General features: G+C 66.2%; 26 protein-coding genes and 1 other RNA gene. 13 read left to right on the top strand and 14 right to left on the bottom strand.

The genetic code is table 11. The features are described 5' to 3' along the window. A partial coding sequence (locus tag A6M56_RS20750) for a class II glutamine amidotransferase (protein ID WP_286758374.1) occupies positions 1-653 on the bottom strand: 653 nt, incomplete at its 3' end. Between the two features lie 172 nt (positions 654-825). On the opposite strand from A6M56_RS20750, the gene A6M56_RS20745 reads away from it, so the two are divergent. The 5 genes from A6M56_RS20745 to rnpB all read left to right on the top strand — a co-directional run bounded on the left by A6M56_RS20745 (position 826) and on the right by rnpB (position 5,439). Beyond that, positions 826-1,917, top strand: a complete 1,092-nt coding sequence (locus A6M56_RS20745) for a tartrate dehydrogenase (protein WP_045785807.1) — start codon at positions 826-828, stop codon at positions 1,915-1,917. After that, the gene (locus A6M56_RS20740; RefSeq protein ID WP_062739064.1) at positions 1,914-3,212 is read left to right on the top strand and encodes a glycerate kinase type-2 family protein; all 1,299 of its coding nucleotides are present in this window, start codon (positions 1,914-1,916) and stop codon (positions 3,210-3,212) included. Before A6M56_RS20745 ends, A6M56_RS20740 begins: the two co-directional genes overlap by 4 nt. 32 nt (positions 3,213-3,244) lie before the next feature. Continuing rightward, positions 3,245-4,279 carry a dihydroorotase gene (gene pyrC / locus A6M56_RS20735; RefSeq protein ID WP_062739063.1) on the top strand — a complete coding sequence of 345 codons (1,035 nt, stop codon included), beginning with the start codon at positions 3,245-3,247 and terminating at the stop codon, positions 4,277-4,279. Between the two features lie 4 nt (positions 4,280-4,283). Further along, positions 4,284-5,084 carry a DUF3025 domain-containing protein gene (locus A6M56_RS20730; RefSeq protein ID WP_102080968.1) on the top strand — a complete coding sequence of 267 codons (801 nt, stop codon included), beginning with the start codon at positions 4,284-4,286 and terminating at the stop codon, positions 5,082-5,084. Positions 5,085-5,097: 13 nt separating this feature from the next. Continuing rightward, positions 5,098-5,439, top strand: an RNA gene (gene rnpB, locus A6M56_RS20725) — RNase P RNA component class A. Between the two features lies 1 nt (position 5,440). Here rnpB and A6M56_RS20720 read toward each other — a convergent pair. Next, positions 5,441-5,887, bottom strand: a complete 447-nt coding sequence (locus A6M56_RS20720) for an OsmC family protein (RefSeq protein WP_045785810.1) — start codon at positions 5,885-5,887, stop codon at positions 5,441-5,443. Between the two features lie 699 nt (positions 5,888-6,586). On the opposite strand from A6M56_RS20720, the gene rplM reads away from it, so the two are divergent. The 5 genes from rplM (at position 6,587) to erpA (ending at position 9,353) form a co-directional block, all read left to right on the top strand. After that, a complete protein-coding gene (gene rplM / locus A6M56_RS20715; RefSeq protein WP_009239122.1) occupies positions 6,587-7,015 on the top strand; it encodes a 50S ribosomal protein L13 in 429 nt (142 codons plus the stop codon). A 12-nt stretch (positions 7,016-7,027) separates the two neighbouring features. Continuing rightward, positions 7,028-7,420, top strand: coding sequence for a 30S ribosomal protein S9 (gene rpsI, locus A6M56_RS20710; RefSeq protein ID WP_004633190.1), 393 nt, complete (start codon positions 7,028-7,030; stop codon positions 7,418-7,420). A 228-nt stretch (positions 7,421-7,648) separates the two neighbouring features. Continuing rightward, the gene (locus A6M56_RS20705) at positions 7,649-8,404 is read left to right on the top strand and encodes a DUF6776 family protein (protein ID WP_045785811.1); all 756 of its coding nucleotides are present in this window, start codon (positions 7,649-7,651) and stop codon (positions 8,402-8,404) included. Positions 8,405-8,446: 42 nt separating this feature from the next. Beyond that, positions 8,447-8,851 carry a bactofilin family protein gene (locus A6M56_RS20700; protein WP_045785812.1) on the top strand — a complete coding sequence of 135 codons (405 nt, stop codon included), beginning with the start codon at positions 8,447-8,449 and terminating at the stop codon, positions 8,849-8,851. A gap of 127 nt (positions 8,852-8,978) precedes the next feature. Continuing rightward, positions 8,979-9,353, top strand: a complete 375-nt coding sequence (erpA, locus tag A6M56_RS20695; RefSeq protein ID WP_045785813.1) for an iron-sulfur cluster insertion protein ErpA — start codon at positions 8,979-8,981, stop codon at positions 9,351-9,353. A 66-nt stretch (positions 9,354-9,419) separates the two neighbouring features. On the opposite strand, the gene A6M56_RS20690 is transcribed toward erpA, so the two are convergent. Then, on the bottom strand, positions 9,420-10,574 hold the full coding sequence (locus tag A6M56_RS20690) for an anhydro-N-acetylmuramic acid kinase (RefSeq protein WP_102080729.1): 1,155 nt from the start codon (positions 10,572-10,574) through the stop codon (positions 9,420-9,422). Positions 10,575-10,749: 175 nt separating this feature from the next. Here A6M56_RS20690 and tyrS point away from each other — a divergent pair, with 175 nt between their 5' ends. Genes tyrS through A6M56_RS20675 form a run of 3 tightly spaced genes read left to right on the top strand, consistent with a single transcriptional unit; the run spans position 10,750 to position 13,226 of the window. Beyond that, positions 10,750-12,018 (top strand): tyrosine--tRNA ligase, encoded by a 1,269-nt coding sequence (tyrS, locus tag A6M56_RS20685; protein ID WP_045785815.1) that lies wholly within the window; start codon positions 10,750-10,752, stop codon positions 12,016-12,018. Beyond that, on the top strand, positions 12,015-12,527 hold the full coding sequence (dtd, locus tag A6M56_RS20680; RefSeq protein WP_045785816.1) for a D-aminoacyl-tRNA deacylase: 513 nt from the start codon (positions 12,015-12,017) through the stop codon (positions 12,525-12,527). Before tyrS ends, dtd begins: the two co-directional genes overlap by 4 nt. Before the next feature lie 18 nt (positions 12,528-12,545). Further along, positions 12,546-13,226 (top strand): histidine phosphatase family protein, encoded by a 681-nt coding sequence (locus A6M56_RS20675; protein WP_045785817.1) that lies wholly within the window; start codon positions 12,546-12,548, stop codon positions 13,224-13,226. A gap of 3 nt (positions 13,227-13,229) precedes the next feature. Here A6M56_RS20675 and A6M56_RS20670 read toward each other — a convergent pair whose 3' ends face one another. The 11 genes from A6M56_RS20670 to A6M56_RS20620 form a co-directional block, all read right to left on the bottom strand. Beyond that, positions 13,230-13,940, bottom strand: coding sequence for a queuosine precursor transporter (locus A6M56_RS20670; protein ID WP_045785818.1), 711 nt, complete (start codon positions 13,938-13,940; stop codon positions 13,230-13,232). Between the two features lie 19 nt (positions 13,941-13,959). After that, on the bottom strand, positions 13,960-15,033 hold the full coding sequence (gene ruvB, locus A6M56_RS20665) for a Holliday junction branch migration DNA helicase RuvB (RefSeq protein WP_102080730.1): 1,074 nt from the start codon (positions 15,031-15,033) through the stop codon (positions 13,960-13,962). 298 nt (positions 15,034-15,331) lie between these two features. Next, on the bottom strand, positions 15,332-15,913 hold the full coding sequence (gene ruvA / locus A6M56_RS20660) for a Holliday junction branch migration protein RuvA (protein ID WP_012761185.1): 582 nt from the start codon (positions 15,911-15,913) through the stop codon (positions 15,332-15,334). A 99-nt stretch (positions 15,914-16,012) separates the two neighbouring features. Next, entirely contained in the window at positions 16,013-17,155 is a 1,143-nt protein-coding gene (locus A6M56_RS20655) for a glycerophosphodiester phosphodiesterase (RefSeq protein ID WP_102080731.1), read from the bottom strand. Between the two features lie 79 nt (positions 17,156-17,234). After that, positions 17,235-17,780, bottom strand: coding sequence for a crossover junction endodeoxyribonuclease RuvC (gene ruvC, locus A6M56_RS20650; RefSeq protein WP_004635567.1), 546 nt, complete (start codon positions 17,778-17,780; stop codon positions 17,235-17,237). Between the two features lie 83 nt (positions 17,781-17,863). Further along, entirely contained in the window at positions 17,864-19,438 is a 1,575-nt protein-coding gene (gene purH / locus A6M56_RS20645; protein ID WP_286758373.1) for a bifunctional phosphoribosylaminoimidazolecarboxamide formyltransferase/IMP cyclohydrolase, read from the bottom strand. Between the two features lie 78 nt (positions 19,439-19,516). Continuing rightward, positions 19,517-19,750, bottom strand: a complete 234-nt coding sequence (locus A6M56_RS20640; RefSeq protein ID WP_045785823.1) for a Fis family transcriptional regulator — start codon at positions 19,748-19,750, stop codon at positions 19,517-19,519. After that, entirely contained in the window at positions 19,747-20,817 is a 1,071-nt protein-coding gene (dusB, locus tag A6M56_RS20635) for a tRNA dihydrouridine synthase DusB (RefSeq protein WP_045785824.1), read from the bottom strand. Before dusB ends, A6M56_RS20640 begins: the two co-directional genes overlap by 4 nt. Before the next feature lie 193 nt (positions 20,818-21,010). Continuing rightward, positions 21,011-22,249 (bottom strand): NAD(P)/FAD-dependent oxidoreductase, encoded by a 1,239-nt coding sequence (locus A6M56_RS20630; protein ID WP_102080733.1) that lies wholly within the window; start codon positions 22,247-22,249, stop codon positions 21,011-21,013. A 3-nt stretch (positions 22,250-22,252) separates the two neighbouring features. Continuing rightward, the gene (locus A6M56_RS20625) at positions 22,253-23,479 is read right to left on the bottom strand and encodes a UbiH/UbiF/VisC/COQ6 family ubiquinone biosynthesis hydroxylase (RefSeq protein WP_102080734.1); all 1,227 of its coding nucleotides are present in this window, start codon (positions 23,477-23,479) and stop codon (positions 22,253-22,255) included. Continuing rightward, positions 23,476-24,864: an aminopeptidase P N-terminal domain-containing protein gene (locus A6M56_RS20620; RefSeq protein WP_102080735.1), complete on the bottom strand. Its 1,389-nt coding sequence runs from the start codon at positions 24,862-24,864 to the stop codon at positions 23,476-23,478. The genes A6M56_RS20625 and A6M56_RS20620 overlap by 4 nt, the downstream gene beginning before the upstream one ends. Positions 24,865-24,922: the final 58 nt, after the last annotated feature.

The raw sequence follows: 24,922 nt of genomic DNA, 5'->3' as shown, positions 1-24,922 counted from the left end.
GTCGTGTACTTGGCGAAATCGATCGTCATGTCGGCGTCGATCAGGTGTGCCGTCGAAAACGGCCATTGCCGCACGATGTAGTACAGCCGCGTCGAGCAATGCGCGAACAGCGCCTGGCCATTGCACAGCAGGAAGTTGAACACGCCGTAGCGGGTGATTTCCTTGGTGACGTCGGACAGCGCGTAGAACAGCTCGTTCAGCGGCGGCTGCGAACCCGGAAACCGTTTGCGCAGCGCCTGCATGATGAAGCAGAAGGCGAGCTCGCTGTCGGTGTCGCCCACGGGCTGGTAGACGCCCGACAGAAACGGCGAGAAGTTCTTCAAGTCGCCGTTATGCGCAAAGATCCAGTGCCGGCCCCAGAGCTCGCGCATGAACGGGTGGCAGTTTTCCAGCCGCACCGTCCCTTGCGTGGCCTTGCGGATGTGCGAGATGACGTTCTTCGACTTGATCGGATACCGCTTGACCAACTCCGCCACCGGCGAGGTGCCGGCCGACTGATTGTCGATGAACAGGCGGCACGCCTTGTCTTCGAAGAACGCGACCCCGAAGCCATCGGCGTGGTGATCGGTCACGCCACCGCGCGCGGCGAACCCGGTGAACGAGAACGTCACATCGGTCGGTTCGGCGCAGTTCATGCCCAGCAGCTGGCACATGGTGGGGAAAAAGTCGATGCAATAAAATAGCCATTATCCTGCCGGCCGACGGGGGTGCCAAGCGGCTTGGCGTCCGCGGCCCCGCCCCGGGGGGCGGCCGTTGCGCCCACGCCGCACGCCGTCGGAATCCCCACCCAACGCAGCATCTCACCACCTTCAACCGGAACACCCCATGAAGTCCTACCGCATTGCCGTGATCCCCGGAGACGGGATCGGCAAGGAAGTCGTCCCTGAAGGTCTGCGCGTGCTGGATGCGGCGTCGCGCAGGTTCGGCTTTGCGCTGCAGACCGATCATTTCGATTTTGCGAGCTGCGACTACTACGCCCGCCACGGCAAGATGCTGCCCGACGACTGGTTCGAGACGCTGCGCGGCTACGACGCCATCTTCTTCGGTGCGGTGGGCTGGCCCGATACGGTGCCCGATCACATTTCGCTGTGGGGCTCGCTGCTTCAGTTCCGGCGCGGTTTCGACCAATACGTGAACCTGCGCCCGGTGCGCCTGATGCCTGGCATCCGCAGCCCGCTTGTCGACCGCAACGGCCAGCCGCGCGCACCCGGCGCGATCGATTTCTACGTCGTGCGCGAGAACACCGAGGGTGAATACTCCAGCGTGGGCGGACGCATGTACGGCGGCACGGAGCGCGAGATCGTGATCCAGGAAACGGTCATGAGCCGCACCGGCGTCGACCGCATCCTCAAGTTCGCCTTCGATCTGGCTCAGCGCCGCCCCGCCAGGCACCTGACGTCGGCGACCAAATCGAACGGCATCTCGATCACCATGCCGTACTGGGACGAGCGCGTGGAAGCGATGGCCAGGCACTACCCGGACGTCAACGTCGACAAGTTCCACATCGACATCCTGACCGCGCACTTCGTGCAGAAGCCCGAGATGTTCGACGTGGTGGTCGCCAGCAATCTGTTCGGCGACATCCTTTCCGACCTCGGGCCGGCCTGCACGGGCACGATTGCCATCGCACCGTCGGGCAACATCAACCCGGATCGCACGTATCCGAGCCTGTTCGAGCCGGTGCACGGCTCGGCGCCCGACATCGCGGGCCAAGGCATTGCCAACCCGATCGGGCAGATCTGGTGTGCGGCGATGCTGCTGGAGCATCTTGGCGAACTCGAGGCGGGGGCCGCCGTGCTGGCGGCCATTGAGGAGGTGCTGGCGGCCGGCCCCGGCCATGCGCCGCTCACGCGCGACATTGGCGGCACGGCTGGCACGGTCGACCTGGGCCGCGCGATCGCCGAGGCCCTGGCATGAAGCTCGACCGCCCCGGCGCCCGCGCCCTGTTGCTGGAGAGCTACGCAGCCGCCGTGGGGGCCGCCGATCCGCTGAAGATCGTCGCCGGCTTCCTGCCGCCGCCGCACGCCGCCGGCAAGACGCTGGTGGTCGGCGCCGGCAAGGCTGCCGCATCGATGGCGCTGGCTGTCGAGCAGGCCTACGCAGGCCGCGCGCAGCTCGAAGGGCTGGTCGTCACGCGCTACGCCCACGGCCTGCCGACCGAGCGCATCCGCGTGATCGAAGCCGGTCACCCTGTGCCCGACGAGGCCGGCGAGCAAGCCGCGCTCGAGATTCTCGAGCGCGTATCGGCCCTCACCGGGAACGACCGGCTGATCGTGCTGGTCTCGGGCGGCGGCTCGAGCCTGCTGTCGCTGCCGGCCGACGGCATCCCGATGGCCGATCTGAAGGCCGTCACGCGTGAGTTGCTGCGCTGCGGCGCACCCATCACCGACATGAACATCGTGCGCAAGCACGTCTCGCGCATCCAGGGCGGGCGGCTGGCGGCCGCGTCGCGCGCGCCTGTGACCACGCTCATCGTCTCCGACGTGGCCGGCGATGATCCGAGCGCCATCGCCAGCGGGCCCACGGTGCCCGACCCGAGCACCTATGCCGATGCGCTTGCCATCCTCAGGCGCTGGGGCGCGCAGATGCCCGACACCGTGCGCACCCACCTCGAACGCGGCGCCCGCGGCGAGGTTGCCGAAACGCCCAAGCCCGGTGATCCCTGCTTCGGTCGCGTCAGTAATCACATCATCGCGACCGCGCAGCAGAGCCTGCAGGCCGCCGCGCAGGTTTTTGCGGCGCGCGGCATCCGCACGGCCATCCTCGGCGATACCGTAACCGGCGAGGCGCGCGAGGTCGCCCAGGTGTATGGCGCCCTGGCCCGGCAGATCCGCCAGCACGGCACGCCGTTCGCCGCGCCGGTCGCGCTCATCTCCGGCGGCGAATGCACGGTGACGATTCCGCCCGGCCTGACCGGCGGCAGGGGTGGGCGCTGCGCGGAGTTCCTGCTCTCGCTCGGCGTCACGCTGGACGGCATGGACAACGTCTACGCCCTCGCCGCCGATACAGACGGCATCGACGGATCGGAGGACAATGCGGGCGCGCTGCTCGATCCCGAATCCATCGCCCGTGCTGCCGCCAGGGGCATTGCCGCTCGTGCCGCGTTGGACGTACACGACGCCTATGGTTTCTTCGCGGCCGCCGATGACCTCATCGTTACCGGGCCGACGCGTACCAACGTCAACGACTACCGCGCCATCCTCATTCTCTGAATCTGCATTCCGCATCCGAAGGCTGCATCACCATGACCGACACCCTCACAATCGTCCGCCCCGATGACTGGCACCTGCACCTGCGCGACGGCGACGCGCTCGCCGATGTGGTGGGCGACACCGCGCGCCAGTTCGGCCGGGCGATCATCATGCCGAACCTCAAGCCCCCGGTGACGACCACCGCCCAGGCGCGCGCCTACCGCGAGCGCATCCTCGCGGCGCTGCCCGCCGGTACGCAGTTCGAGCCGCTGATGACGCTGTACCTGACCGACAACACGTCCCCCGAGGTCATCCGCGAGGCCAAGGCCAGCGGCATTGTCCATGGCGTGAAGCTGTATCCCGCGGGTGCCACCACCAACAGCGATGCCGGCGTGACGGACCTGCGCCGCTGCGCCAAGACGCTCGAAGCCATGCAGGAAGTCGGCATGCCACTGCTCGTGCACGGCGAGGTGACCGACCCGACCGTCGACATCTTCGATCGCGAGGCCGTCTTCATCGACACGGTGATGCTGCCGCTGCGCCGCGACTTCCCGGCGCTGAAGGTCGTGTTCGAGCACATCACCACCAAGCACGCAGCCGAATACGTGCGCGATGCGGAAGGCCCGGTCGGCGCAACCATCACCGCGCATCATCTGCTGTACAACCGCAACGCCCTGTTTGTCGGCGGCATCCGCCCGCATTACTACTGCCTGCCGGTGCTCAAGCGCGAAACGCACCGCCTGGCGCTGGTGGCCGCGGCCACCTCGGGCCACCCGCGCTTCTTCCTCGGTACCGACAGCGCGCCGCACGCCAAGGGCGTCAAGGAACACGCCTGCGGTTGCGCCGGCTGCTACACTGCGCTGCACGCCATGGAGCTGTACGCCGAGGCCTTTGAAGACGCCAACGCACTCGACAAGCTCGAAGGTTTTGCGAGCCTCCACGGGCCGGACTTCTACGGCCTGCCGCGCAACGCCGGCACGCTGACGCTCACGCGCTCGCAATGGCAGCTTCCCGCCGAAGTCCCGTTCGGCGAGCAGACGCTGGTGCCGTTGCGCGGCGGCGAGATGCTGCGCTGGAAGTCTGTCTGAGTTGCTGGCCGCTGATCTCGGTGCGATCGACTGGGGCCATCCGGCGTTCGCACCGCTCGCTGCAATCGGCGCGCCGATTGCAGACGCAATCTCACGGGGCGCCGATCTTCGAGACGCACTGAACGCGCAGCCGGCGGCACAAGCCATCCGCACGTGCAGCGGTCATGCTCTGCGCTTCGTCCCGCAGGATGCACTGCCGGCCGGCACCGCTTACGAAGCACACATCGCCGCCACGGGCGAGGTGCCGACCCGGGACAATCTCCACGACTTTTTCAACGCCCTGATCTGGTTGCATTGGCCGCGTGCGAAGGCAGCGCTCAACGCGCGCCAGGCGCGGGTGATCACGCAGGACGGGATTGGCGCGGCACGCGGCACCGTTCGCGATGCCGCCACGCTGTTCGACGAAAATGCCCTGATCTTTCTGCACGCCGAAGACGCGCCTGAGCGGTGTCTGACCGGGTTCGACTGGCGCGGCTTGTTCGTCGAGGGCAGGGCAGCGTGGGGCGCCACGTGCGCGGTTCTGCCGTTCGGCCATGCAGTCTTGGAAAAGCTGGTCGCGCCTTACAAGTCGATCACGGCCCACGCGTGGCCGGTGCAGGTGGCCGCGTTGCCGGCGGACCGCCCCTCGCTCGACGCTGCGCTGGCCGAGACACTGCTGCACGCCGATCTCGCGCCCCGCCATTTCCGCCCGTTGCCCGTCATGGGGATCCCGGGTTGGTGCGATGCCAACGAAGACGCCGGCTTCTATCTGGACACGACAGTCTTTCGCCCGGGCCGGCGGCGATTCTTACCTGAACAGTGCTAGACTCGCGCCTCGCGAAGCGGACCAGACAACCGCTGCTTGCGCCGCCTCGTGCGAGCGGAAGGGGAGGAAAGTCCGGACTCCATAGAGCAGGGTGATGGCTAACGACCATCCACGGTGACGTGCGGAATAGGGCCACAGAGACGAGTCTTCGCCCGGGCTTCGGTCAGGGCGAAGGGTGAAACGCGGTAACCTCCACCCGGAGCAATCCCAAGTAAGCAGGCGATGAAGCGGCTCGCCGAGTCTGCGGGTAGGGAGCTTGAGCCGGCTGGCAACAGCCGGTCTAGAGGAATGGTTGTCACGCCGCTGGTTTCGGCCACGCGGCGCACAGAATCCGGCTTATCGGTCCGCTTCGCTTCTTATTCCGATGCGCCCGGCTGCGTGGCGAGGTCCACCAGCTCCAGCGAGTGCGTGATCTCGGCTGTCTTGGCCAGCATGATCGACGCCGAGCAGTACTTCTCGTGCGACAACTGGATCGCACGTTCAACGGCTTCCCGCTTGAGATTGCGCCCCGTCACCGTAAAGGTGAAGTGAATCCGCGTGAAGACCTTCGGGTCGGTTTCGGCGCGATCGGCATGCAGCTTGACGCTGCAGCCCTGCACGTCTTGCCGGCCGCGCTTGAGGATCAGCACCACGTCATAGGCCGTGCAGCCGCCGGTGCCCAGCAGCACCATTTCCATCGGGCGCGGTGCCAGGTTGCGGCCACCGCCGTCCGGTGCGCCGTCCATGGTGACGAGGTGGCCGCTGCCGGTTTCCGCCAAAAAGGCCATGCCATCCGGGCCGGCCCAGCTCACTGTGCAATCCATGTCCAATCCTTGTGCGGAGTCGGCCTGCGCCGACGAAGTGCCACATTGTAGCCAGCGGCCCACGCCCGCGCTGTCCGATTAGGGTCGGGCCGGCTTGACAGTGGCACCTTCAAGAAAAGGTGCAACCCGCGGCTGCCGCACCAAAAACGACCCGAATTTCGAGGGGTCGCTCTAGTGTTTCGCGGACGCGACGCTCGACGTTACATGTAAGTAATTGATATATATGGAGTTTTATCGCTAGCGAGTGCTCCTATCTGCTTTCCGCATTACGGGATGCGATTTCGTAGTGCAAATTTCCTTGCGCGTGCCCCAGAAATGGGTATAATTTGCACCATTGGATCAGTTGATGCGGTGCAACCCGCCAAGTCAACCGATCAGCAGGTGTCTCCTCCACCCTCCTCCTTTGGTGGATTCAAACCCAAGCTCGATAGCTTGGGTTTTTTTTTGTCCGTTGTGCGGGGAACGCGCCCTTTTCCTTGTGTCAAGGGCTCGTCGCGAGGTACAATCGAAATCTTTTCCGGATTGCCCGCGGAGAAGACATCCAGAGAGCCCGCACCAACAAGCGGGAAGGCGGGCCGGCGACGACCTTGCATGAGGTTGCGCAGGCGTCCGCAAGACGATCCGTTCGTGAGCAGTTTGAGCGCAAGCTCTGGGCGCGATACGGGTCCACTCGGGCACTGACTCTATTTTGGAAAAATCATGAAGACCTTTTCCGCAAAGCCGCATGAGGTGAAGCGCGATTGGTACGTGATTGACGCGACGGACAAGGTCCTCGGGCGTGTCGCCAGCGAAGTGGCACACCGACTGCGCGGCAAGCACAAGCCCGAATTCACTCCGCACGTCGATACCGGCGATTTCATCATCGTCATCAACGCGGCCAAGCTGCGCGTGACGGGCGCCAAGACGACCGACAAGAAGTACTATCGCCACTCGGGTTACCCGGGCGGTATCTACGAAACGACGTTTGGCAAGATGCAGCAGCGTTTCCCGGGCCGTGCCCTGGAAAAGGCTGTGAAGGGCATGCTGCCGAAGGGTCCGCTGGGCTACGCGATGATCAAGAAGCTGAAGGTTTACGCCGAAGGCTCGCATCCGCACGAAGCTCAGCAGCCGAAAGCGCTGGAAATCTAAGGGGCCTAATCCATGATCGGAAACTGGAACTATGGCACCGGCCGCCGCAAGAGCGCTGTGGCACGTGTCTTCATCAAGTCCGGCAAGGGCGACATCATCGTCAACGGCAAGGCTATCAACGAGTACTTCGCTCGTGAAACCTCGCTGATGATCGTGCGTCAGCCGCTGGAACTGACCAACCACGCAGCTACGTTTGACATCAAGGTCAACGTGGTTGGCGGCGGTGAAACCGGCCAGGCCGGGGCCGTGCGTCACGGCATCACCCGCGCCCTGATCGATTACGATGCCACGCTGAAGCCCGCCCTGTCGAAGGCCGGTCTGGTGACGCGTGATGCACGTGAAGTCGAGCGTAAGAAGGTCGGTCTGCGCAAGGCCCGCCGCGCCAAGCAGTTCTCGAAGCGTTAATCGCTGCTCCTGCTTCAGCAAAGAACCACACCCTCGGGTGTGGTTTTTTGTTTTGTGGGCTTCACTCAAATGATGTGATGCGTCCTGCCCCTCACTTACGCTTTGCAACAGCTCCGACATGCACGCAGGACTACAATTCACACTTTGCCAGCGTTTGGTTCGTATGATGCAATCCGCTGTTTCGCCTAAGCCGGTTTCGATCCGCAGTGCGAGCCTGGGAGTGGCCGCATGAAGGCGCGCCGCCTGTTGCGCCGCGCTTCCGTGCTCGCTCCGAACGTGACCGTACGTTCACGCCTGCCATGGCCGGTGACGGTTCTGCTGATTGCGGTGGTGCTTGGCTTGGCGGCGGCAGCAGCGCTGTGGGCGTTCGAGGAGGGCCGCCGTCTGACGGGGCCGCACGACAGCGACCTGCGCGCGATGAACCGCGAACTGACCGCGAAGTTGGCTGCGGTGCAGGCCGAGCGCGACAAGCTGGCCGCGTCGGCGGGCACCGTGGATGCCCGTCTGGGTATTGCCGAAGGGGCGCAGGCGCAGATGGCCGAGCAACTCAAGGCGCTCGAGACCGAGAACGCGCAACTGAAAGAAGATCTGGCGTTCTTCGACAGCCTGCTGCCCGCGCCGACCAACTCCGCCGGCATCTACGTGCGCAGCTTCCGCATTGCACCGGATGAAGCCCAGCCTACGCGCCTGCGCTTTCGCGTGTTGCTGATGCAGGGCGGCGGCAAGGCCTTTGCCCCGGTCTCCGAATTCCAGGGGCAATTGGCGCTGACGTTGAACGTGGTACAGGCGGGCAAACCTGCTACGATCGATTTCCCGGGTGGGGCGGCGAGCGGGTCGGCTGCAGCCACTACCCGCGTCAAGCTCACGCACTATCAGCGCCTGGAAGGTTGGGTGGATGTGCCACCCGGCACCACGGTGCAGTCGGTGATGGTGAAGGTGCTGCAGAACGGCAAGATCAAGGCGAGCCAGAGTTTTTCCATCTGACGGGCACGTCCTGTCGGAACAGTACAAAAAGAGGAGTCGACGATGCTGTTTGGCAAGAAGAAGGGCTTGGCGATTGAAACATTGCTCGGCGCCCGCACCAGGCTGGAAGGCGACCTTCGCTTCTCGGGCGGTCTGCGGATCGACGGCGAGATCAAGGGCAACGTCTACGGCGACCCTGACAAACCGAGCATGCTCGTCATTACCGACAGCGCACGCGTGGAAGGCGAGGTGCACGTCGGGCACCTGATCCTCAACGGCACGGTGGTGGGACCGGTGCATGTGGCTGAACTGCTCGAGTTGCAGCCCAAGGCCCGCATCGAGGGCAACGTGCAATACGCGGCGCTGGAGATGCACCAGGGCGCGGTCGTCATGGGCACGCTGACGCACGCGGCGCCTGGCGATGTGAAGCTGCTGCCCAATCTCAAGCTGGCCTCGAACCAGGACTGATCACACGCGGTGCCAGCCGTTGCTGGGGCACCGCACAATGCCCCCTTGAAACCCGGGGCTTCGGCACGATTTCAAGCTTGCGCTTAAAATACAGGCAAGTTTGAGACGTATCCCACAGGAGATTTTCATGAACGCAGTCGCGCAGGCAGCCACGCCCGATGTGAACGAGGTTCCGGCTCCGCTGGTCTTTACCGACAGCGCTGCGGACAAGGTCAAGCAACTGATTGAAGAAGAAGGCAACCCGGAGCTGAAGCTGCGCGTATTCGTGCAGGGCGGCGGTTGCTCGGGCTTCCAGTACGGCTTCACCTTTGACGAAGAAACCAACGAAGACGACACGACCATGACCAAGAATGGCGTGACGCTGCTGATCGACTCGATGAGCTACCAGTACCTGGTGGGCGCCGAGATCGACTACAAGGAAGACATCAACGGCGCGCAATTCGTCATCAAGAATCCGAATGCCTCGACCACCTGCGGTTGCGGCTCGTCGTTCTCGGTCTGACGGGGCCTCGCTCCAAAGGAAAAAGCGCACCTGGGTGCGCTTTTTTGTTGCCTTGAGTTTGGGTGCTCAGGCCGGATAGATCGCGCCAAGAATGCGACCGCCCGAGGCGCCGGTCGCGGTGTACAGATTGCCCGGTACGCGGTGTACGCACTGGCGCGCCAGCCACGCAAAGGCGAGCGCTTCCACTTGGTGCGCTGGCACACCAAAGTCGTCTGTCGGGGCGACTTGCACGCCCGGCAGTTGCTGCCCGATGTGGGCCATCAGCGCGCCGTTGCGTGCACCGCCGCCGCAGACGAGCAGCGATGTCGCTTGCGGCGCATGCGCCTGTACGGCATCGGCGATGGTGCCGGCGGTGAGGGCGAGCAGCGTGGCTTGCACGTCTGCTGGGCGTGCGGCGGCAAGTGCATCGCCGAGCGACTGCTGCAGCCACGCCGGGTTGAACAGGTCACGACCGGTACTCTTCGGCGGCGCGGCGGCAAAGAACGGTTCTGCCTTGAGGCGCGCAAGCAGGGCTTTGTCCACGCGCCCGGTGCGCGCCCAGGCGCCGTCGGCGTCGTAGCGGGTGCCTTGGTGGTTGTGGACCCAATAATCCATCAGGGCGTTGCCGGGGCCGCAGTCGAAGCCCAGCACGGCGTCGCGCGCATCGGACGCCTGCGGGGGCAGCACGGTCAGGTTGGCGATGCCGCCGATGTTGCACACCACGCGCCACGCATCCGGCAGGCCAAACAGCGCGCGATGCAGGGCCGGCACAAGCGGCGCGCCCTGGCCGCCCGCGGCGATGTCGCGGCTGCGAAAGTCGGCGATGACGTCGATGCCGACACGCTCGGCCAGCACGGCAGCATGCTGTGTCTGGCGCGTGTAGCCGATACCGTCGTGCGCGCCGGGCTGATGACGGATCGTCTGCCCGTGCGCGCCGATGGCCTGCACGTCGTGTGCGGTCAGGCCCGTGCCCTCGAGCAGCCTGCCGACGCATTCGGCGTAGACGATGGCGAGCGCATTGGCGGCCAAGGCCTCGCGGTGGATTTCATCGTGACCGGCGTGCTGCAGGTCCAGAAAGCGCTGCCGCAGCTCGGCAGGGAAGGGCACGTAGGCGTCGGCCAGGACGGCCGGGTGGTCGCCGGAGAAATCCGCGAGTACGCCGTCGACGCCGTCCAGGCTGGTGCCGGACATCAGGCCGATGTAGCGGTCGCTGCGGGTGGAAATGTTGTCGGGATGGCTCATGCGCGACAGCTTACCAGCGCGATGGCGGGCCGGCTGGGCACATCACGGTAAAATCCCGGGATTGCGCGGCCGGAACGTCTTGGACGCATGTCGGCCATCGCGCACGCACGATCTCCCTGTTTCTTGTTTCCGTTCGCGCCGTTGCTTCAGCGGCGCGGTGACCTTTCTTTTTGCCATGACCGCACCTGACGCTTCCGTACCCGCTTCCGACAACGCTACGCCGGGCAAACCGAAATATCCGGTCACGCCCGAGGTGCTGCACGCGATGGAGGTGTCGCTGCGCGGCTGCGACGAATTGCTGGTGGCGGCAGAGTGGGAACAGAAGCTCGCGCGCAGCGCCGCGACCGGCGTGCCGTTGCGCATCAAGCTGGGCCTGGACCCGACTGCGCCCGACATCCACATCGGCCACACGGTGGTGCTCAACAAGATGCGCCAGCTGCAGGACCTGGGGCATCAGGTGATCTTCCTGATCGGCGATTTCACCTCGACCATCGGCGATCCGTCGGGCCGCAACTCGACGCGCCCGCCGCTCACGCGCGAGCAGATCGAGGCCAACGCACAGACCTACTACCGCCAGGCCAGCATGGTCCTTGACCCGAGCAAGACCGAGATCCGCTACAACAGCGAATGGTGCGACCCGCTGGGTGCGCGCGGCATGATCCAGCTGGCCTCGCGCTACACCGTCGCCCGCATGATGGAGCGCGATGACTTCACCAAGCGCTTCAAGGCCGGCGTGCCGATCTCGGTGCACGAATTCCTCTACCCGCTGATGCAGGGGTACGACTCCGTTGCGCTGAAATCCGACCTGGAGCTGGGTGGCACCGACCAGAAATTCAACCTGCTGGTCGGGCGCGAGCTGCAGAAGGAATACGGCCAGGAGCCGCAGTGCATCCTGACGATGCCGCTGCTGGTGGGGCTGGACGGCGTGGAGAAGATGTCCAAGTCCAAGGGCAACTACGTCGGCATCAGCGAGGCGCCGAATGAGATGTTCGGCAAGCTGATGAGCATCTCCGACGACCTGATGTGGACGTACTACACGCTGCTGTCCTTCCGCCCGCAGGCCGAGATCGACATGATGAAGGAAGAGGTCGCGCTGGGCCGCAACCCGCGCGATTGCAAGGTGCTGCTGGCGCAGGAAATCGTTGCGCGCTTCCACAGCCAGGCCGATGCCGAGCGCGCACTGGATGACTTCAACCACCGCGCCCGCGGCGGCGTGCCGGACGACATCCCGCAGATCGAGCTGTCGGGCGCGCCGCTGGGCATCGCGCAGCTGCTCAAGCAGGCCGGCCTCTGCCCGTCGACGTCGGAAGCCAACCGCAACATCGAGCAGGGTGGCGTAAAGATCGACGGTACCGTCATCAGCGACAAGGGCCTGAAGGTGGAGGCAGGCACGTTCGTCATGCAGGTCGGCAAGCGCCGATTTGCGCGCGTGGTGCTGAAGTGATCGGCCTGATCCAGCGCGTGTCGGAAGCGGCCGTGCGCGTCGATGGCCGCGTCGTCGGCGAGATCGGACCGGGCCTGCTCGCCCTCGTGTGCGCCGAACGCGGCGACACCGCCGCCGAGGCCGACCGCTTGCTGGAAAAGCTGCTGAACTACCGCGTGTTCTCGGATGCGCAGGGCAGGATGAACCTGCCGGTGCGCAACATCGACGGCAACGGGCAGGCAGGCGGCTTGCTGATCGTCTCGCAGTTCACGCTGGCGGCCGATACCAAGTCCGGTACGCGTCCGAGCTTTACGCCGGCGGCTGCGCCGCAAGACGGCCGCCGCCTGTACGAGCATTTCGTGACGCGGGCGCAGGCGCAGCACCCCATCGTCGCCACCGGGGAGTTCGGTGCCGACATGAAGGTATCGCTCGTCAACGATGGGCCGGTCACGTTCTGGCTGCAGGTCGCGCCGCCAGCGGTGCGGGCGGCAGCGCCCGAGGTGGCCAAATCCGCCGTCAAATCCGTCTGACCTGCCCAGGACCCCGTGATGCCACGCGCCGCTGCCATGCCCATGCCGATGCCGCAAATTACCCACATCGTGCTCATCCGCCACGGCGAGACCGACTGGAACCGTGAGCGCCGCCTGCAAGGCCAGCTCGACGTGCCGCTGAACACGCAGGGGCTTGAGCAAGCCGCGCAGCTCGGCAGGGCGCTCGCGGGTGAGCGCTTCGATGCGGTCTACGCAAGCGACCTGTCGCGCGCCCGGCAGACCGCGCAAGCGCTGGCCGATGAGCTCGGCGTAGCGGTGCGCGACGACGCCGGCCTTCGCGAACGCTGCTACGGCGAGTTCGAAGGCCTGACCTACGCCGAAGTCGCCGAGCGGCATCCGGCTGAATTCGACGCCTGGCAGAACCGCGTGCCGGCGTTCGCGCCGCCCGGCGGCGAAACGCTCACCGAATTCCACGAGCGCGCGGTGCAGACAGCCCTGCGCCTGGTCCGCCGCCACCCCGGCGAACGCATCGCGCTGGTCAGCCACGGCGGCGTGCTGGATTGCCTGTATCGCCACGCCAACGCCATGACGCTCACCGAGCCACGCCGGCATGAGCTGCGCAACGCGAGCATCAACCGGCTTTCATCCGACGGTCATCAGTTGACCGTGCTGCAGTGGGGCGATGTCGCGCACCTCGATTTGCTGGTGCTCGACGAGGTGGACCGCCGCGTTCCCTGAACGCTACACCTTCAGCCGGAACGGCGTGAAGTCGGTATCGCGGTCGTAGTAGTCCTCGTTCTCGGCGCGCTTGAGGAAGGCGACGACGCGGTAGGTGAGTGGGGTTGCGACGATTTCCCAGCCGGTCTTGAGGATGTATTGCGCGATGGCCACGCGCAGCACCTGTTCGTGCGGCCAGATGCCGTAGAAGGCGATCACGTAGAACAGCGACGAATCGACCGCCTCGCCCACCACCGTGGACCCGACGATGCGCGTCCACAGCCATTTCCCTTCCGTTGCGATCTTCATCTTCGCCAGCGTGTAGCTGTTGGCAAAGCTGCCGCACCAGAATGCGATGAGCGACCCCGCCACGATGCGCGGCGTGTTGCCGAACACGTCGTTCAGGCTCTTCTGATAGCCGGCCATGAACGGCGCCACGGGCAGCGCCAGCACCACCAGCGACATGAACGACGCGAAGACGAGCGCGGCAAAACCCGCCCACACCACGCGGCGGTCGCGCCCGTAGCCGTACACCTCGGTGAGGATGTCGCCGAAGATGTACGAGATCGGGAAGAACAGCACGCCCGCGCCAAATGTGACCGGCCCAAGGATCGGCAACGTGACCTGCGCCGCCTTGGCCGCACCGATCAGGTTCGAGCACAGCAGCACTGTGACGAAGGCGGCCATGACGAAGTCGTAGTAGCGGAAGTTGCGCTGAGGACTTGGAGCGGTCATGGCGTCGCGGCGCTGATGGCTAGTTGTTGTCGTCCCACAGATCGCGCACCGGGCCGCTCTTTGGCGCGCCCAGCCCGAAGTGCTGGTACGCCGATGCCGTAGCCACGCGGCCGCGCGGCGTGCGCTGCAGGTAGCCCTGCTGGATCAGGTACGGCTCGAGCACGTCTTCGATCGTGTCGCGCTCTTCGCCGATGGCTGCCGCCAGGTTGTCGATGCCGACCGGCCCGCCGTTGAACTTGTGCAGGATCGCTTCGAGCAGCTTGCGGTCCATCAGGTCGAAGCCGACGGCATCCACATCGAGCATCGCCAGTGCGGCATCGGCGACTTCGCGCGTGATGACGCCGTCGGCCTTGACCTCGGCGTAGTCACGTACGCGGCGCAGCAGACGGTTGGCGATACGCGGCGTGCCGCGCGAGCGCTTGGCGATTTCCAGCGCACCTTCGTCGACGATATGGGCGTTCAGCAGGCCCGACGAGCGCGTGACGATCTTCGTCAGCTCGGCAGGCGTGTAGAACTCCAGCCGCGCGACGATGCCGAAGCGGTCGCGCAGCGGGTTGGTCAGCATGCCGGCCCGCGTGGTGGCCCCCACCAGCGTGAACGGCTGCAGATCGAGCTTGACCGAGCGCGCCGCCGGGCCCTCGCCAATCATGATGTCGATCTGGTAGTCCTCCAGCGCCGGGTACAGGATTTCCTCCACCACGGGCGAGAGCCGATGAATCTCGTCGATGAAGAGGACGTCGTTGGCTTCGAGGTTGGTGAGCAGCGCGGCCAGATCGCCGGGCCGCTCCAGCACGGGGCCCGAAGTCTGGCGCAGGTTGACGCCCATCTCGCGCGCGATGATGTGCGCCAGCGTCGTCTTGCCCAGGCCGGGGGGGCCGAACAGCAGCACGTGGTCCAGCGCTTCGCTGCGCTGCTTGGCCGCCGTCATGAAGATGTCGAGCTGGCCGCGCACCTTTTCCTGGCCGACATATTCGTCGAGCAGCTTGGGGCGCAGCGCGCGCTCGAACGCCTCCTCGTTGGGGGAGGCGGGGGAGGCTGAGATGATGCGCTCAGCAGAGACAGCCTTGGCGGCGAGCTTGTCGGTTTCGATCATGACGGGCAGACGGCGTTGGCGGCCATTTTACCGCTGCCTTGTTGTCGCGTACGCCGCCACAACAAGGACCGGTGGGCACGGCAGCTTCGCCCAAATACCATTAGTTCGCTCACGGCAATACGGCCAAAACACTCATATTTGGCCGTGGTGTGAAAGCGAATCCTGCCCAACACTGGGCGTAACCCGTCACTTAATCCAAAAAAAAGATGCTTCAGTCTATTACCGCCCTGTTTGCCAGCGCCTCCGCATTGGTGATTTCCGTTGTAGCGCTGATCACAGTTATTCGGCGCTAGTTGTGTCAGCCCTTGGACAGCGCCTTGAGCGCCAGCTTGATCCCCTCGGACACGCCCGTGCCGGCCGGCACCTGCTTGATGGCGAGCGCCGCTTCCTTGTCGGAATACCCCAGCGCCAGCAAGGCGTTGAGCACGTCGACCGCGTCGTCAGAGACGGCCGGGCCGCCGGGCACGGCGCCGAGGTCGGCGCCCAGCTTGCCCTTGAGTTCGAGCAGCAGGCGCTCGGCCGTCTTCTTGCCGATCCCCGGGATGCGCGTCAGCCGCCCGGCTTCCTGCAGCGTGACGGCCTGCGCGAGTTCGGCTACCGACATACCCGACAGCACCGCCAGCGCAATGCGCGCGCCGATGCCGGAAATCTTGATGAGCTGGCGGAAGGTTTCACGCTCGGCGGCGGTGCCGAAACCGTAGAGCAGATGGGCGTCCTCACGCACGATCTGCTGGGTCAGCAGCACGACCTTTTCGCCGGTGGCGGGCAGGTTGTAGAACGTGCTCATCGGCACGTCGATCTCGTAGCCGACGCCGTGGCAATCGACCAGCAGGTGCGGCGGGTTCTTTTCGATCAGCGTCCCGGCGATGCGTCCGATCATGGGTGGGGTTCCTCCTCCAAAACGGGACGCAGTGTAGCCGAAACCTACCGCGCGGCCGATCCAGGGTCAGCCGCGCGCTACGGTTCCGATGCGCAACAACTAGCGCTTGAAGGTCGACACGGCTTGCCGTCCCACCGCCGGATCGTCGGTAAAGAAGCCATCGACGCCCGCGCGCAGGAATGTCTGGATCTCCGCGATCGAGCCGTTGACGTTGCGCGTGCTATCGGCACCGCTGCGCAGCGACGGCGGCAGGAAGGTGTTCTCCGGGCGGAAGGTGTACGGATGAACGACCAGCCCAGCGTTGTGCGCGTTGCGGATCAAGTCGGTCGGATCGGTCAGCTTGCCGTTCGCGTCGAGGCCCATGATGCTGCTCTTGTCCGGGCCGACGCCGTTGGCGTATGCGGCGATGTCGCGCATCCCCTGGCTCGTCATCATGTCGCCGAAGGTGCGGTGGTCTTTGGCAACAACAAAGTCGTAGGGCTGTCGTCCGGATGTGCCCATCAGTTGCACGAGCTTCCAGTTCGGCTGGCTGCTGCCGATCTTGTCGCGGATGGCCTTGAGGTTGGCCACTTCGAACGACTGGATGTAGACCGTGGTGCGGCTCGCCGTGAAGGCATCACGGCGCAGTGCATCGATCAGCCTGTCTTCGAGCGGCAGACCGATCGACTGGAAGTACGTCGGATGTTTCGTCTCGGGATAGATGCCGATGTTGCGGCCAAGCCTGGCGGATTGGTCCCGCGCGAGCGCGATGATCTCGTCGAGCGTGGGGATGTCGAACTGGTCGTTGTAGGCCGTGTTGTCCGGCCGGATGCTGGGGATGCGCTCGCGTGCGCGCAGGGTCTTGAGCTCGGCCAGCGTGAAGTCTTCGGTGAACCAGCCGGTGACGCTCTGGCCGTCGATCGTCTTGGTGGTCTTGCGGCCAGCAAATGCTGCCACGTCGGCCACGTTCGTCGTGCCGGAGATTTCGTTCTCGTGGCGCGCCACGAGCACGCCATCTTTGGTGGAGACGAGATCGGGCTCGATGATGTCGGCGCCGTCGTCGATGGCCTTCTGGTACGAGGCGAGCGTGTGCTCGGGCCGCAACGCCGATGCACCGCGGTGTCCGATCACCTGGACGGTGGTGATGGGCGTGGTGTTGCCGCCGCCGTTGTCGCCGCCATGGTTGTATTCCAGCCGGCAGGCGGACAGGGCCATCGAGGTACTCAAGATCAACGGGCTCAGCAGGATGAGGCGGCGCAGCATCGGGATCTCCTGAAGACGGACACCCCGCATGGTAGTCGCCGCGCGATGAAGCAGCTACCCGCCGACTTTGAAGATCCTGTCAACCGACGAGGCGCCCGCGCCGCACGCGCAGCCCCTTTTGCGCAAGCTGCGGCGCCAGCCCTGCCATGGCGGCCAGCGTTTCGCCGCCGTGCGCATGGCAGATCGCCACGCCCAAGGCGTCCGATGCATCGGCGCCGGGTTTGCCTTCCAGGTTGAGCAGGCGCACGACCATCTCCTGCACCTGGTCCTTGTTGGCGCGGCCGTAGCCGACCACCGCCTGCTTCAGTTGCAGCGCGGTGTATTCGAACACGGGCAGGTTGCCGCTCATCAGGCCGCAGATCACCGCGCCGCGCGCCTGGCCGAGCAGCAGCGTCGACTGCGGGTTGACGTTGACGAACACCTTTTCGATGGAAGCGCAGTCCGGCCGGTAGGTGCTCACCAGTTCGGAGACGCCGTCATACAGCGTCTTCAGGCGGCTGGGCAGGTCGGCATTGCCGTTGCTCTTGATCGTGCCCGAGGCCACGTACACGAGCTTGTGGCCGTGCCGTTCGAGCACGCCGAAACCCGTGGTGCGAAGGCCGGGATCGATGCCGAGGATGCGCATGAAATGGAGCGGAGCAGAAAAGAAAAACGGGGCAGGCGCCAGTCTACGCCTTGCCCCGCTGATCGGTCGAACGACCGTGCCGATCAGTGGCGGAAGTGGCGGGTGCCCGTGAAGATCATCGCCACGTTGCGCTCGTCGGCGGCGGCGATCACTTCATCGTCGCGCACCGAGCCGCCTGGCTGGATCACGCACGAGGCGCCAGCGTCGACCACCACGTCCAGGCCATCGCGGAACGGGAAGAACGCATCCGACGCCACAGCCGAACCGGCCAGCGTCAGACCGGCGTTCTGCGCCTTGATGCTGGCGATGCGGGCCGAGTCCACACGGCTCATCTGGCCGGCGCCCACGCCCAGCGTCATGCCGCCGCCGCAGAACACGATGGCGTTCGACTTGACGAACTTGGCGACGCGCCAGGCGAACATCAGGTCGTCCATTTCCTTCGGGGTCGGGTGGCGCTTGGTGACCACGCGCAGCTCGCTCGGCTGCACGTTCTTGGCGTCCGGGCTCTGCACCAGCAGGCCGCCGCCCACGCGCTTGAAGTCGTACGCATTGATGCCGTTGCCGAGCGGAATTTCGAGCACACGCACGTTCTGCTTGCCGGCGAACACGGCACGCGCCCCTTCCGAGAACCCCGGGGCGATCAGCACTTCCACGAACTGCTTGGCGACGACCTGTGCGGCTGCTTCATCCAGCGGCACGTTGAAGGCGATGATGCCGCCGAAGGCCGAAGTCGAGTCGGTCTTGAAGGCCTTCTCATACGCTTCCTGCGCGGTGCCGCCAATGGCCACGCCGCACGGGTTGGCGTGCTTGATGATGACGCACGCGGCGCCCTTGGCCGGGTCGAACGACTTCACGCATTCCCACGCGGCGTCGGCGTCGGCGATGTTGTTGTACGACAACTCCTTGCCCTGCAGTTGCGTGTAGTTGGCGAGCGCGCCGCTCACGGCCTTCAGGTCGCGGTAGAACGCGGCGGACTGGTGCGGGTTCTCGCCGTAGCGCATTTCCTGCACCTTGTCGAAGGCCAGGTTCAGCGTTTGCGGATAGGCGCTGCGCGTGCTGTGCGACTTGTCGGCGCCGAGGCTCGTCAGGTAGTTGGTGATGGCGCCGTCGTACTGCGCGGTGTGCGCGAACACCTTCTTGGCCAGCATGAAGTTGGTGTCGTAGCCGACCGTGTTGTTGTTGGCCTGCATTTCGGCCAGCACGGTGGCGTAGTCGGCCGGGTCAACAATGACCGTCACGTCGCGATGGTTCTTGGCCGCCGAGCGCAGCATGGTCGGGCCGCCGATGTCGATGTTCTCGATGGCGTCGGCCAGCGTGCATTCGTCCTTGGCCACCGTCTGCTGGAACGGGTACAGGTTCACCACCAGCAGATCGATGGTCGGGATTCTGTGCTCAGCGAGCGCCGCCATGTGCTCGGGCAGGTCGCGGCGGGCCAGGATGCCGCCGTGCACCTTCGGGTGCAGCGTCTTGACGCGGCCGTCGAGCATTTCCGGAAAGCCGGTGTAGTCCGCCACTTCCGTCACGGGCAGGCCCGATTCGGCGAGCAGCTTGGCGGTGCCGCCGGTGGAGAGGAGCTTGACGCCGCGCTCGTGCAGGGCACGGGCAAAGTCGACGATGCCGGTCTTGTCGGAAACGGAAAGCAGGGCTTGCTGGATCATGATGGAAACGCCGGTGGGCGGGTGTGGCGCTGGGGTGGTGGCCCTGGCGCCGTCAGAAAGGGAAATCGGTCGGCGGGCTCAGAGCAACCCGTGCTGCTGCAGCTTCTTGCGCAGCGTGTTGCGGTTGATGCCCAGGTAATCGGCCGCCTGCGACTGGTTGTTGGAGGCCCATTCCATCACGGTCTCCAGCAGCGGCCGCTCGATGGCCTGCAGCACCATGTCGTAGACGTTGGACGGGTTTTCGCCATCCAGGTCGCGGTAGTAGGCATCCAGGCTGTCGCGGATGCAACGTTCGATCGGGTTGCGGCTCATGCGGCAAGCAGTTCCTTGTTGTTGTCGTTGTTGCCCGTCGTGGGGCGCTCGCTGTCGGCGGTGGCCTGGTCTTCGTAGACGAGGCGATCGGACAGCGCGCGCTGTTCGTCGAAGAACGCGTTGACGGCAGCCAGTTGCGCCGCGGTGTCTTCGATGGTGTTCATGCGGTGGCGGAACAGGTTGGCCCCCGCCAACCCGCGCGTGTACCAGGCGATGTGCTTGCGCGCGGTGCGCACGCCGGTGTACTCGCCGTAGAACGCGTAGTGCTCTTCGAGGTGCGTGTTCATGATGCCGCGGATCTCTTCCACCTCGGGCGCCGGCAGCAGCGTGCCGGTTTGCAGGAAGTGTTCGATCTCGCGGAACAGCCACGGGCGGCCCTGCGCCGCGCGGCCGATCATGATGGCGTCGGCGCCCGTTACGGCCAGCACGTGCTTGGCCTTGGCCGGCGTGGTGATGTCGCCGTTGGCGACCACCGGAATGCGCACCGACGCCTTGACCGCGGCGATGGTGTCGTATTCGGCTTCACCGTGGTACAGGTCGGCACGCGTGCGACCGTGCACGGTCAGCATGCTGATGCCCGCGTCCTGCGCGATGCGCGCCACGGTGAGTGCGTTGCGATGCTCGCGGTCCCAGCCGGTGCGGATCTTGAGCGTGACAGGCACCCGGTCGCCCACGGCCCCGACCACCGCCTCGACGATGCGCGCCACCAGCGGCTCGTTCTGCAGCAGCGCCGAACCGGCGGCCACGTTGCACACCTTCTTGGCCGGGCAGCCCATGTTGATGTCGATGATCTGCGCGCCCCGGTCGACGTTGTAGCGTGCGGCCTCGGCCATCATCATCGGTTCGGCGCCGGCGATCTGCACGGCAATCGGCTCGACCTCGCCTTCGTGATTGGCGCGCCGCATGGTCTTCTCGCTCTTCCAGAGCTGCGCGTTGGACGCGACCATCTCGGACACCGCATAGCCCGCGCCCAGCCGCTTGCAAAGCTGGCGGAACGGGCGGTCCGTCACACCCGCCATCGGGGCGACGAACAGGTTGTTGCGAAGGGTATGCGGTCCGATCTGCACGGTACGCGGCGCGTTGGTGAGGCGTTGAGCGACGAAGAAACGAAAAAACAGCCCCTTCCGCCAGCATTGGCGGAACGACGGGGGTGAAAAATGCGAGGACGGGATTTTACCGCCAAACCGGCCGATTGCCTAAATGTTGTGCACAAACTATGCGGCGGTGCGGTTGCGGCAGGGCGTGCTTGCCGCGGCGGCATCAGCGGAACCGTTGCAGGCCGTACGGGCGGGCGTCGATGAAGGGCGCGCGTTCGCTGACCAGATCGGCGATGAGCCTGGCCGTGCCGGGCGCGCCCGTCATGCCCAGGTGGCCGTGCCCGAACGCAAAGAAGACGTTGCGGTAGCGCTCGGAGCGGTCGATGACGGGCAGGCTGTCCGGAATCGACGGCCGAAAGCCCATCCACTGGCTGTCGTCCGCAAAGGCGAGGCCGGGGAAGAGTTGCTGACCCTGTCGCGCCAGGATGCGGGCACGGCGGTAATCGGGCGGAGCATCCAGCCCGCCGATCTCGACTGTGCCGGCAATGCGCAGGCCGCCTTCCATGGGCGTGGCGATGAACTTGCGTTCGCAGTCCATGATCGGCCGCGAGGGCTGCACGGTCGGGGCGCTCAGCATTGCGTGATAGCCGCGTTCGGTATCGAGCGGGATGCGCGTGCCGCTGAGCTTTGCGCCGAGCCGCATCGACCACGCGCCGGCCGTGACGACGAGCTTCGACACGGGCAGCGTGCCGCAATCGGTCTGCAGCCGCGTCGGGCCGTGGTCGTCCGATTCGACATCCACCACCTTGCGGCGCAGGAACGTGCCGCCGGCTGCCGCAAGATTGGCCGCCAGCGTTTTGACCAGCCGCTCCGGGTTGACCGTGAAGCCGTTGTCGGGCAGCAAAAGGGCGGACTGGATATCCGGGGCCAGCGCGGGCTCCAGTTCGCGGGCTTCGTTGGCGCTCAGGGCTTGGGAGCGCACGCCGGTTGCATCGCGGATCGATTGCGCCAGCGCGTCGCCCGAGGAGCGCGTCAGCGTGCGCCAGACATACAGGTGCCCGGTCTGGCGGATCAGGCTGTCGTATTGCGCGGCATCGAGCAGGCTGCGATAGCCGGGAAAGGTCGCGCTGAACAGATGTGCCAGCGGCGGCGCCGTCGCACGCGCCTGCGCTTCATTGCCGGCGCGCACCCATTGCAGCAGCCAGGGCAGGGCGCGCGGCAGGTAGGACCAGCGCACCGTGAGCGGGCCCATGGGGTCGGCCAGCCATTTCGGCACCTGCCTGAGCATGCCGGGCAGCGCCATCGGCACGACGGACGCCACGCTCAGGCAGCCGGCGTTGCCAAACGAGCAGCCTTCGCCGATGCCGGCCTGATCGAGCAGCGTGACCTGATGGCCTTCGCGTTGCAATTGCAGTGCACATGCGGTGCCCACAATGCCGGCACCCACGACGGTGATCTGCATGCCCTAGCGTCGCTGGCCAAACATCATCTGGCGCGCAAGCCCGTGTTTGAGCGGCGGCAGGCATTCGAGCAGCGTGAGCGCCGCGCCGCGCAGGTGGCCGAACGTGCGGCCCGGGACGGCAAACGCGCGCGGCAGCAAGTCGGTCAGGCCGATGGTGACGGCGCGGTCGAACGTGCGTTCACGGGCAAAGCGGGCGAGCGCGGCGGGCGTTGCGCCGTCTCGCAGCGTACGCGCCATCTCGAACGCATCGCGCAGGCCCAGGTTGAAGCCCTGGCCCGCCACGGGGTGGATCGTCTGCGCCGCATTCCCGATGGCCGCCACGCGCCGATCGACCGGAACGCGTTGCGCGTGCAGCCCGAGCGCAAAGGTGTGGCGCGCGCTGGCGTGTGTAAAGCGGCCCATGCGGTCGCCGAAAGCCGTACCGAGTTCGGCGAGGAAGGCGTCGTCGGGCAACCCCGCGCGGCGGCGTGCCTCTCCGGGCGAGCAGCACCAGACCAGCGCATACCCGGGTCCCTGCGCATCGTCCTGCGGCAGCAGCGCGAGCGGGCCCTCGGGCGTGAAGCGCTCCCAGGCCCAGCCTTCCAGCGGCGCGCTGCAGCGCACGTGCGCGACGATGGCGGTCTGGCCGTAGTCGCGGCGGCGTGCGTGGGCGAGGCTGCCGGCCTGCCTGCGCGCGTCGTCGAACAGGCCGCCTTCTGCCTGGATGACGACCTCGGTTTCGATGGCCAGCGGATGCCGTCCCTCGCGAAGCGCGCGCACGCGGGCCGGCGCGACGGTGCCATCCGCGCGTGGCAGTTGCTCGACGCGCTCGACCGGCGTGTGGTCATAGCGCGTGAGGCGGTCCGGGCGTTGCCGCATCTGCGCGGCGAGTGCGGCGTTGAGCGCGGCGCTCAGGTCGCCGTACTGCACGACATGGCCGAGCGCCGGCACGTCGTAATCTTCGCGGCGGATATGCGCCTGCCCGAAGTGGCCGCGCTGCGAGACATGGATGTGCGTGATCGGCGTGGCGCGCGCGGGCCAACCGCCAATCTCCTGCAGCAGCACGCGCGAGCCGTGCGAGAGCGCCAGCGCGCGCGGGTCGCGCGCCGCGGCCTCAGGGTCGCGTGCATCGAACAGGGCAATGCGCCAGTCGGTGTCCCGCAGCAGCCAGTTGGCCAGCGCCAGCCCCACCGGCCCCGCACCGACGATGGCGACGTCGAAGTCGGGTGCCGCGGCGGTGGAATCCGTCATTGGCCGCCTCGCATGATCGCTTCGATGTCGGCCACGGCGACAGGCACGTCGCGCGTGATCAGCTCGCAGCCCTCGGGCGTGACGATGGCGTCGTCTTCGATGCGGATGCCGATGTGCCAGTACTGCTCGGGCACGCCGGGTGCAGGGCGCACGTAGATGCCGGGCTCGACGGTTAGCACCATGCCGGCCTCGAGCGGGCGCCACGGGCGTTCGCCTTCAGCCGGGGCGGTGGTGCCCGGCGTGCGGTATTCCCCCACGTCGTGCACGTCCATGCCGAGCCAGTGGCCGGTGCGGTGCATGTAGAACTGGCGGTACTGGCCGCCGGCGATCACGTCGTCGAGCGTGCCGACCTTGTTGGCATCGAGCAGTCCTGTGTCGAGCATGCCTTGCGCCAGCACGCGCGTGGCCGCGTCGTGCGGCACGTTGTACGGCACACCGGGGCGCGTCTGTGCAATGGCGGCTTCCTGCGCGGCGACCACGAGTTCATACAGCTCGCGCTGCGGGCCGGTGAAGCGTCCATTGACGGGGAACGTGCGCGTGATGTCCGAGGCGTAGCCGTCGAGTTCGCAGCCGGCGTCGATCAGGCAGAGATCGCCGTCGCGCAGTTCAGCGTTGCCCGCGCGGTAGTGCAGCACGCACGCGTTCGGGCCTGTTGCGACGATGGAGTTGTAGGCGACGCTCTGCGCGCCGTGACGGCGGAATTCGTACAGCAGTTCGGCTTCGAGGTGGTATTCGCGCAGCCCGGCGCGCGAGGCCTGCATGGCGCGCACGTGCGCCCCGGCGGAAATGCGCGCGGCGCGGCGCATGATGTCGAGCTCGCCGGGGTCCTTGAACAGGCGCATCTCGTCGAGGATGGCCCGCACGTCCAGCGCCCGGTGCGGCGAGGACACGCCCGCCCGCCCCTGCGTGCGCACGGCATCGAGCCAGCGGCGCATGCGGCGGTCGAACGTGCCGCTCTCGGCCAGCGGATACGCCACGGCGGCCGTGTTGGCGAGCAGCCTCGGCAGCGCCGCGTCGATCTCTTCCACCGAATGCGCTTCGTCCAGGCCGAAGGCCTCCCTGGCGGCCTCCGGGCCGAAGCGGAAGCCGTCCCAGATTTCGCGTTCTTCGTGCTTGGGGCGGCAGAACAGGACGCTGCGCGTCTGCGATTCAGCCGCGCTGCCGCCGGGGACCACGATGGCGAGTACGGCTTCCGGCTCGGTGAAGCCGGTCAAGTAATAGAAGTAGCTGTCGTGCCGGTAGGGGTAGTCGCTGTCGCGGTTGCGCATCGCTTCGGGGGCGGTCGGCACGATGGCCACGCCGCCGCCCTGTTCGCGCAGCCATTGCGCAACACGTTCGCGGCGCTGGCGATAGGTCTGGAGAAAGGCGAGTTCAGAGGCGGACATGGCGTGATTTCTGACGTCAGAGGGATCAATGAATTGTAACGCCGGCCCCGCGCCGCAT

The sequence above is a fragment of the Ralstonia sp. RL genome, from assembly GCF_001683835.1.
Lineage (GTDB): Bacteria > Pseudomonadota > Gammaproteobacteria > Burkholderiales > Burkholderiaceae > Ralstonia > Ralstonia mannitolilytica.
The sequence above is the reverse complement of the archived record's forward strand: the minus strand, read 5'-3'. Positions and strand labels throughout refer to the sequence as shown.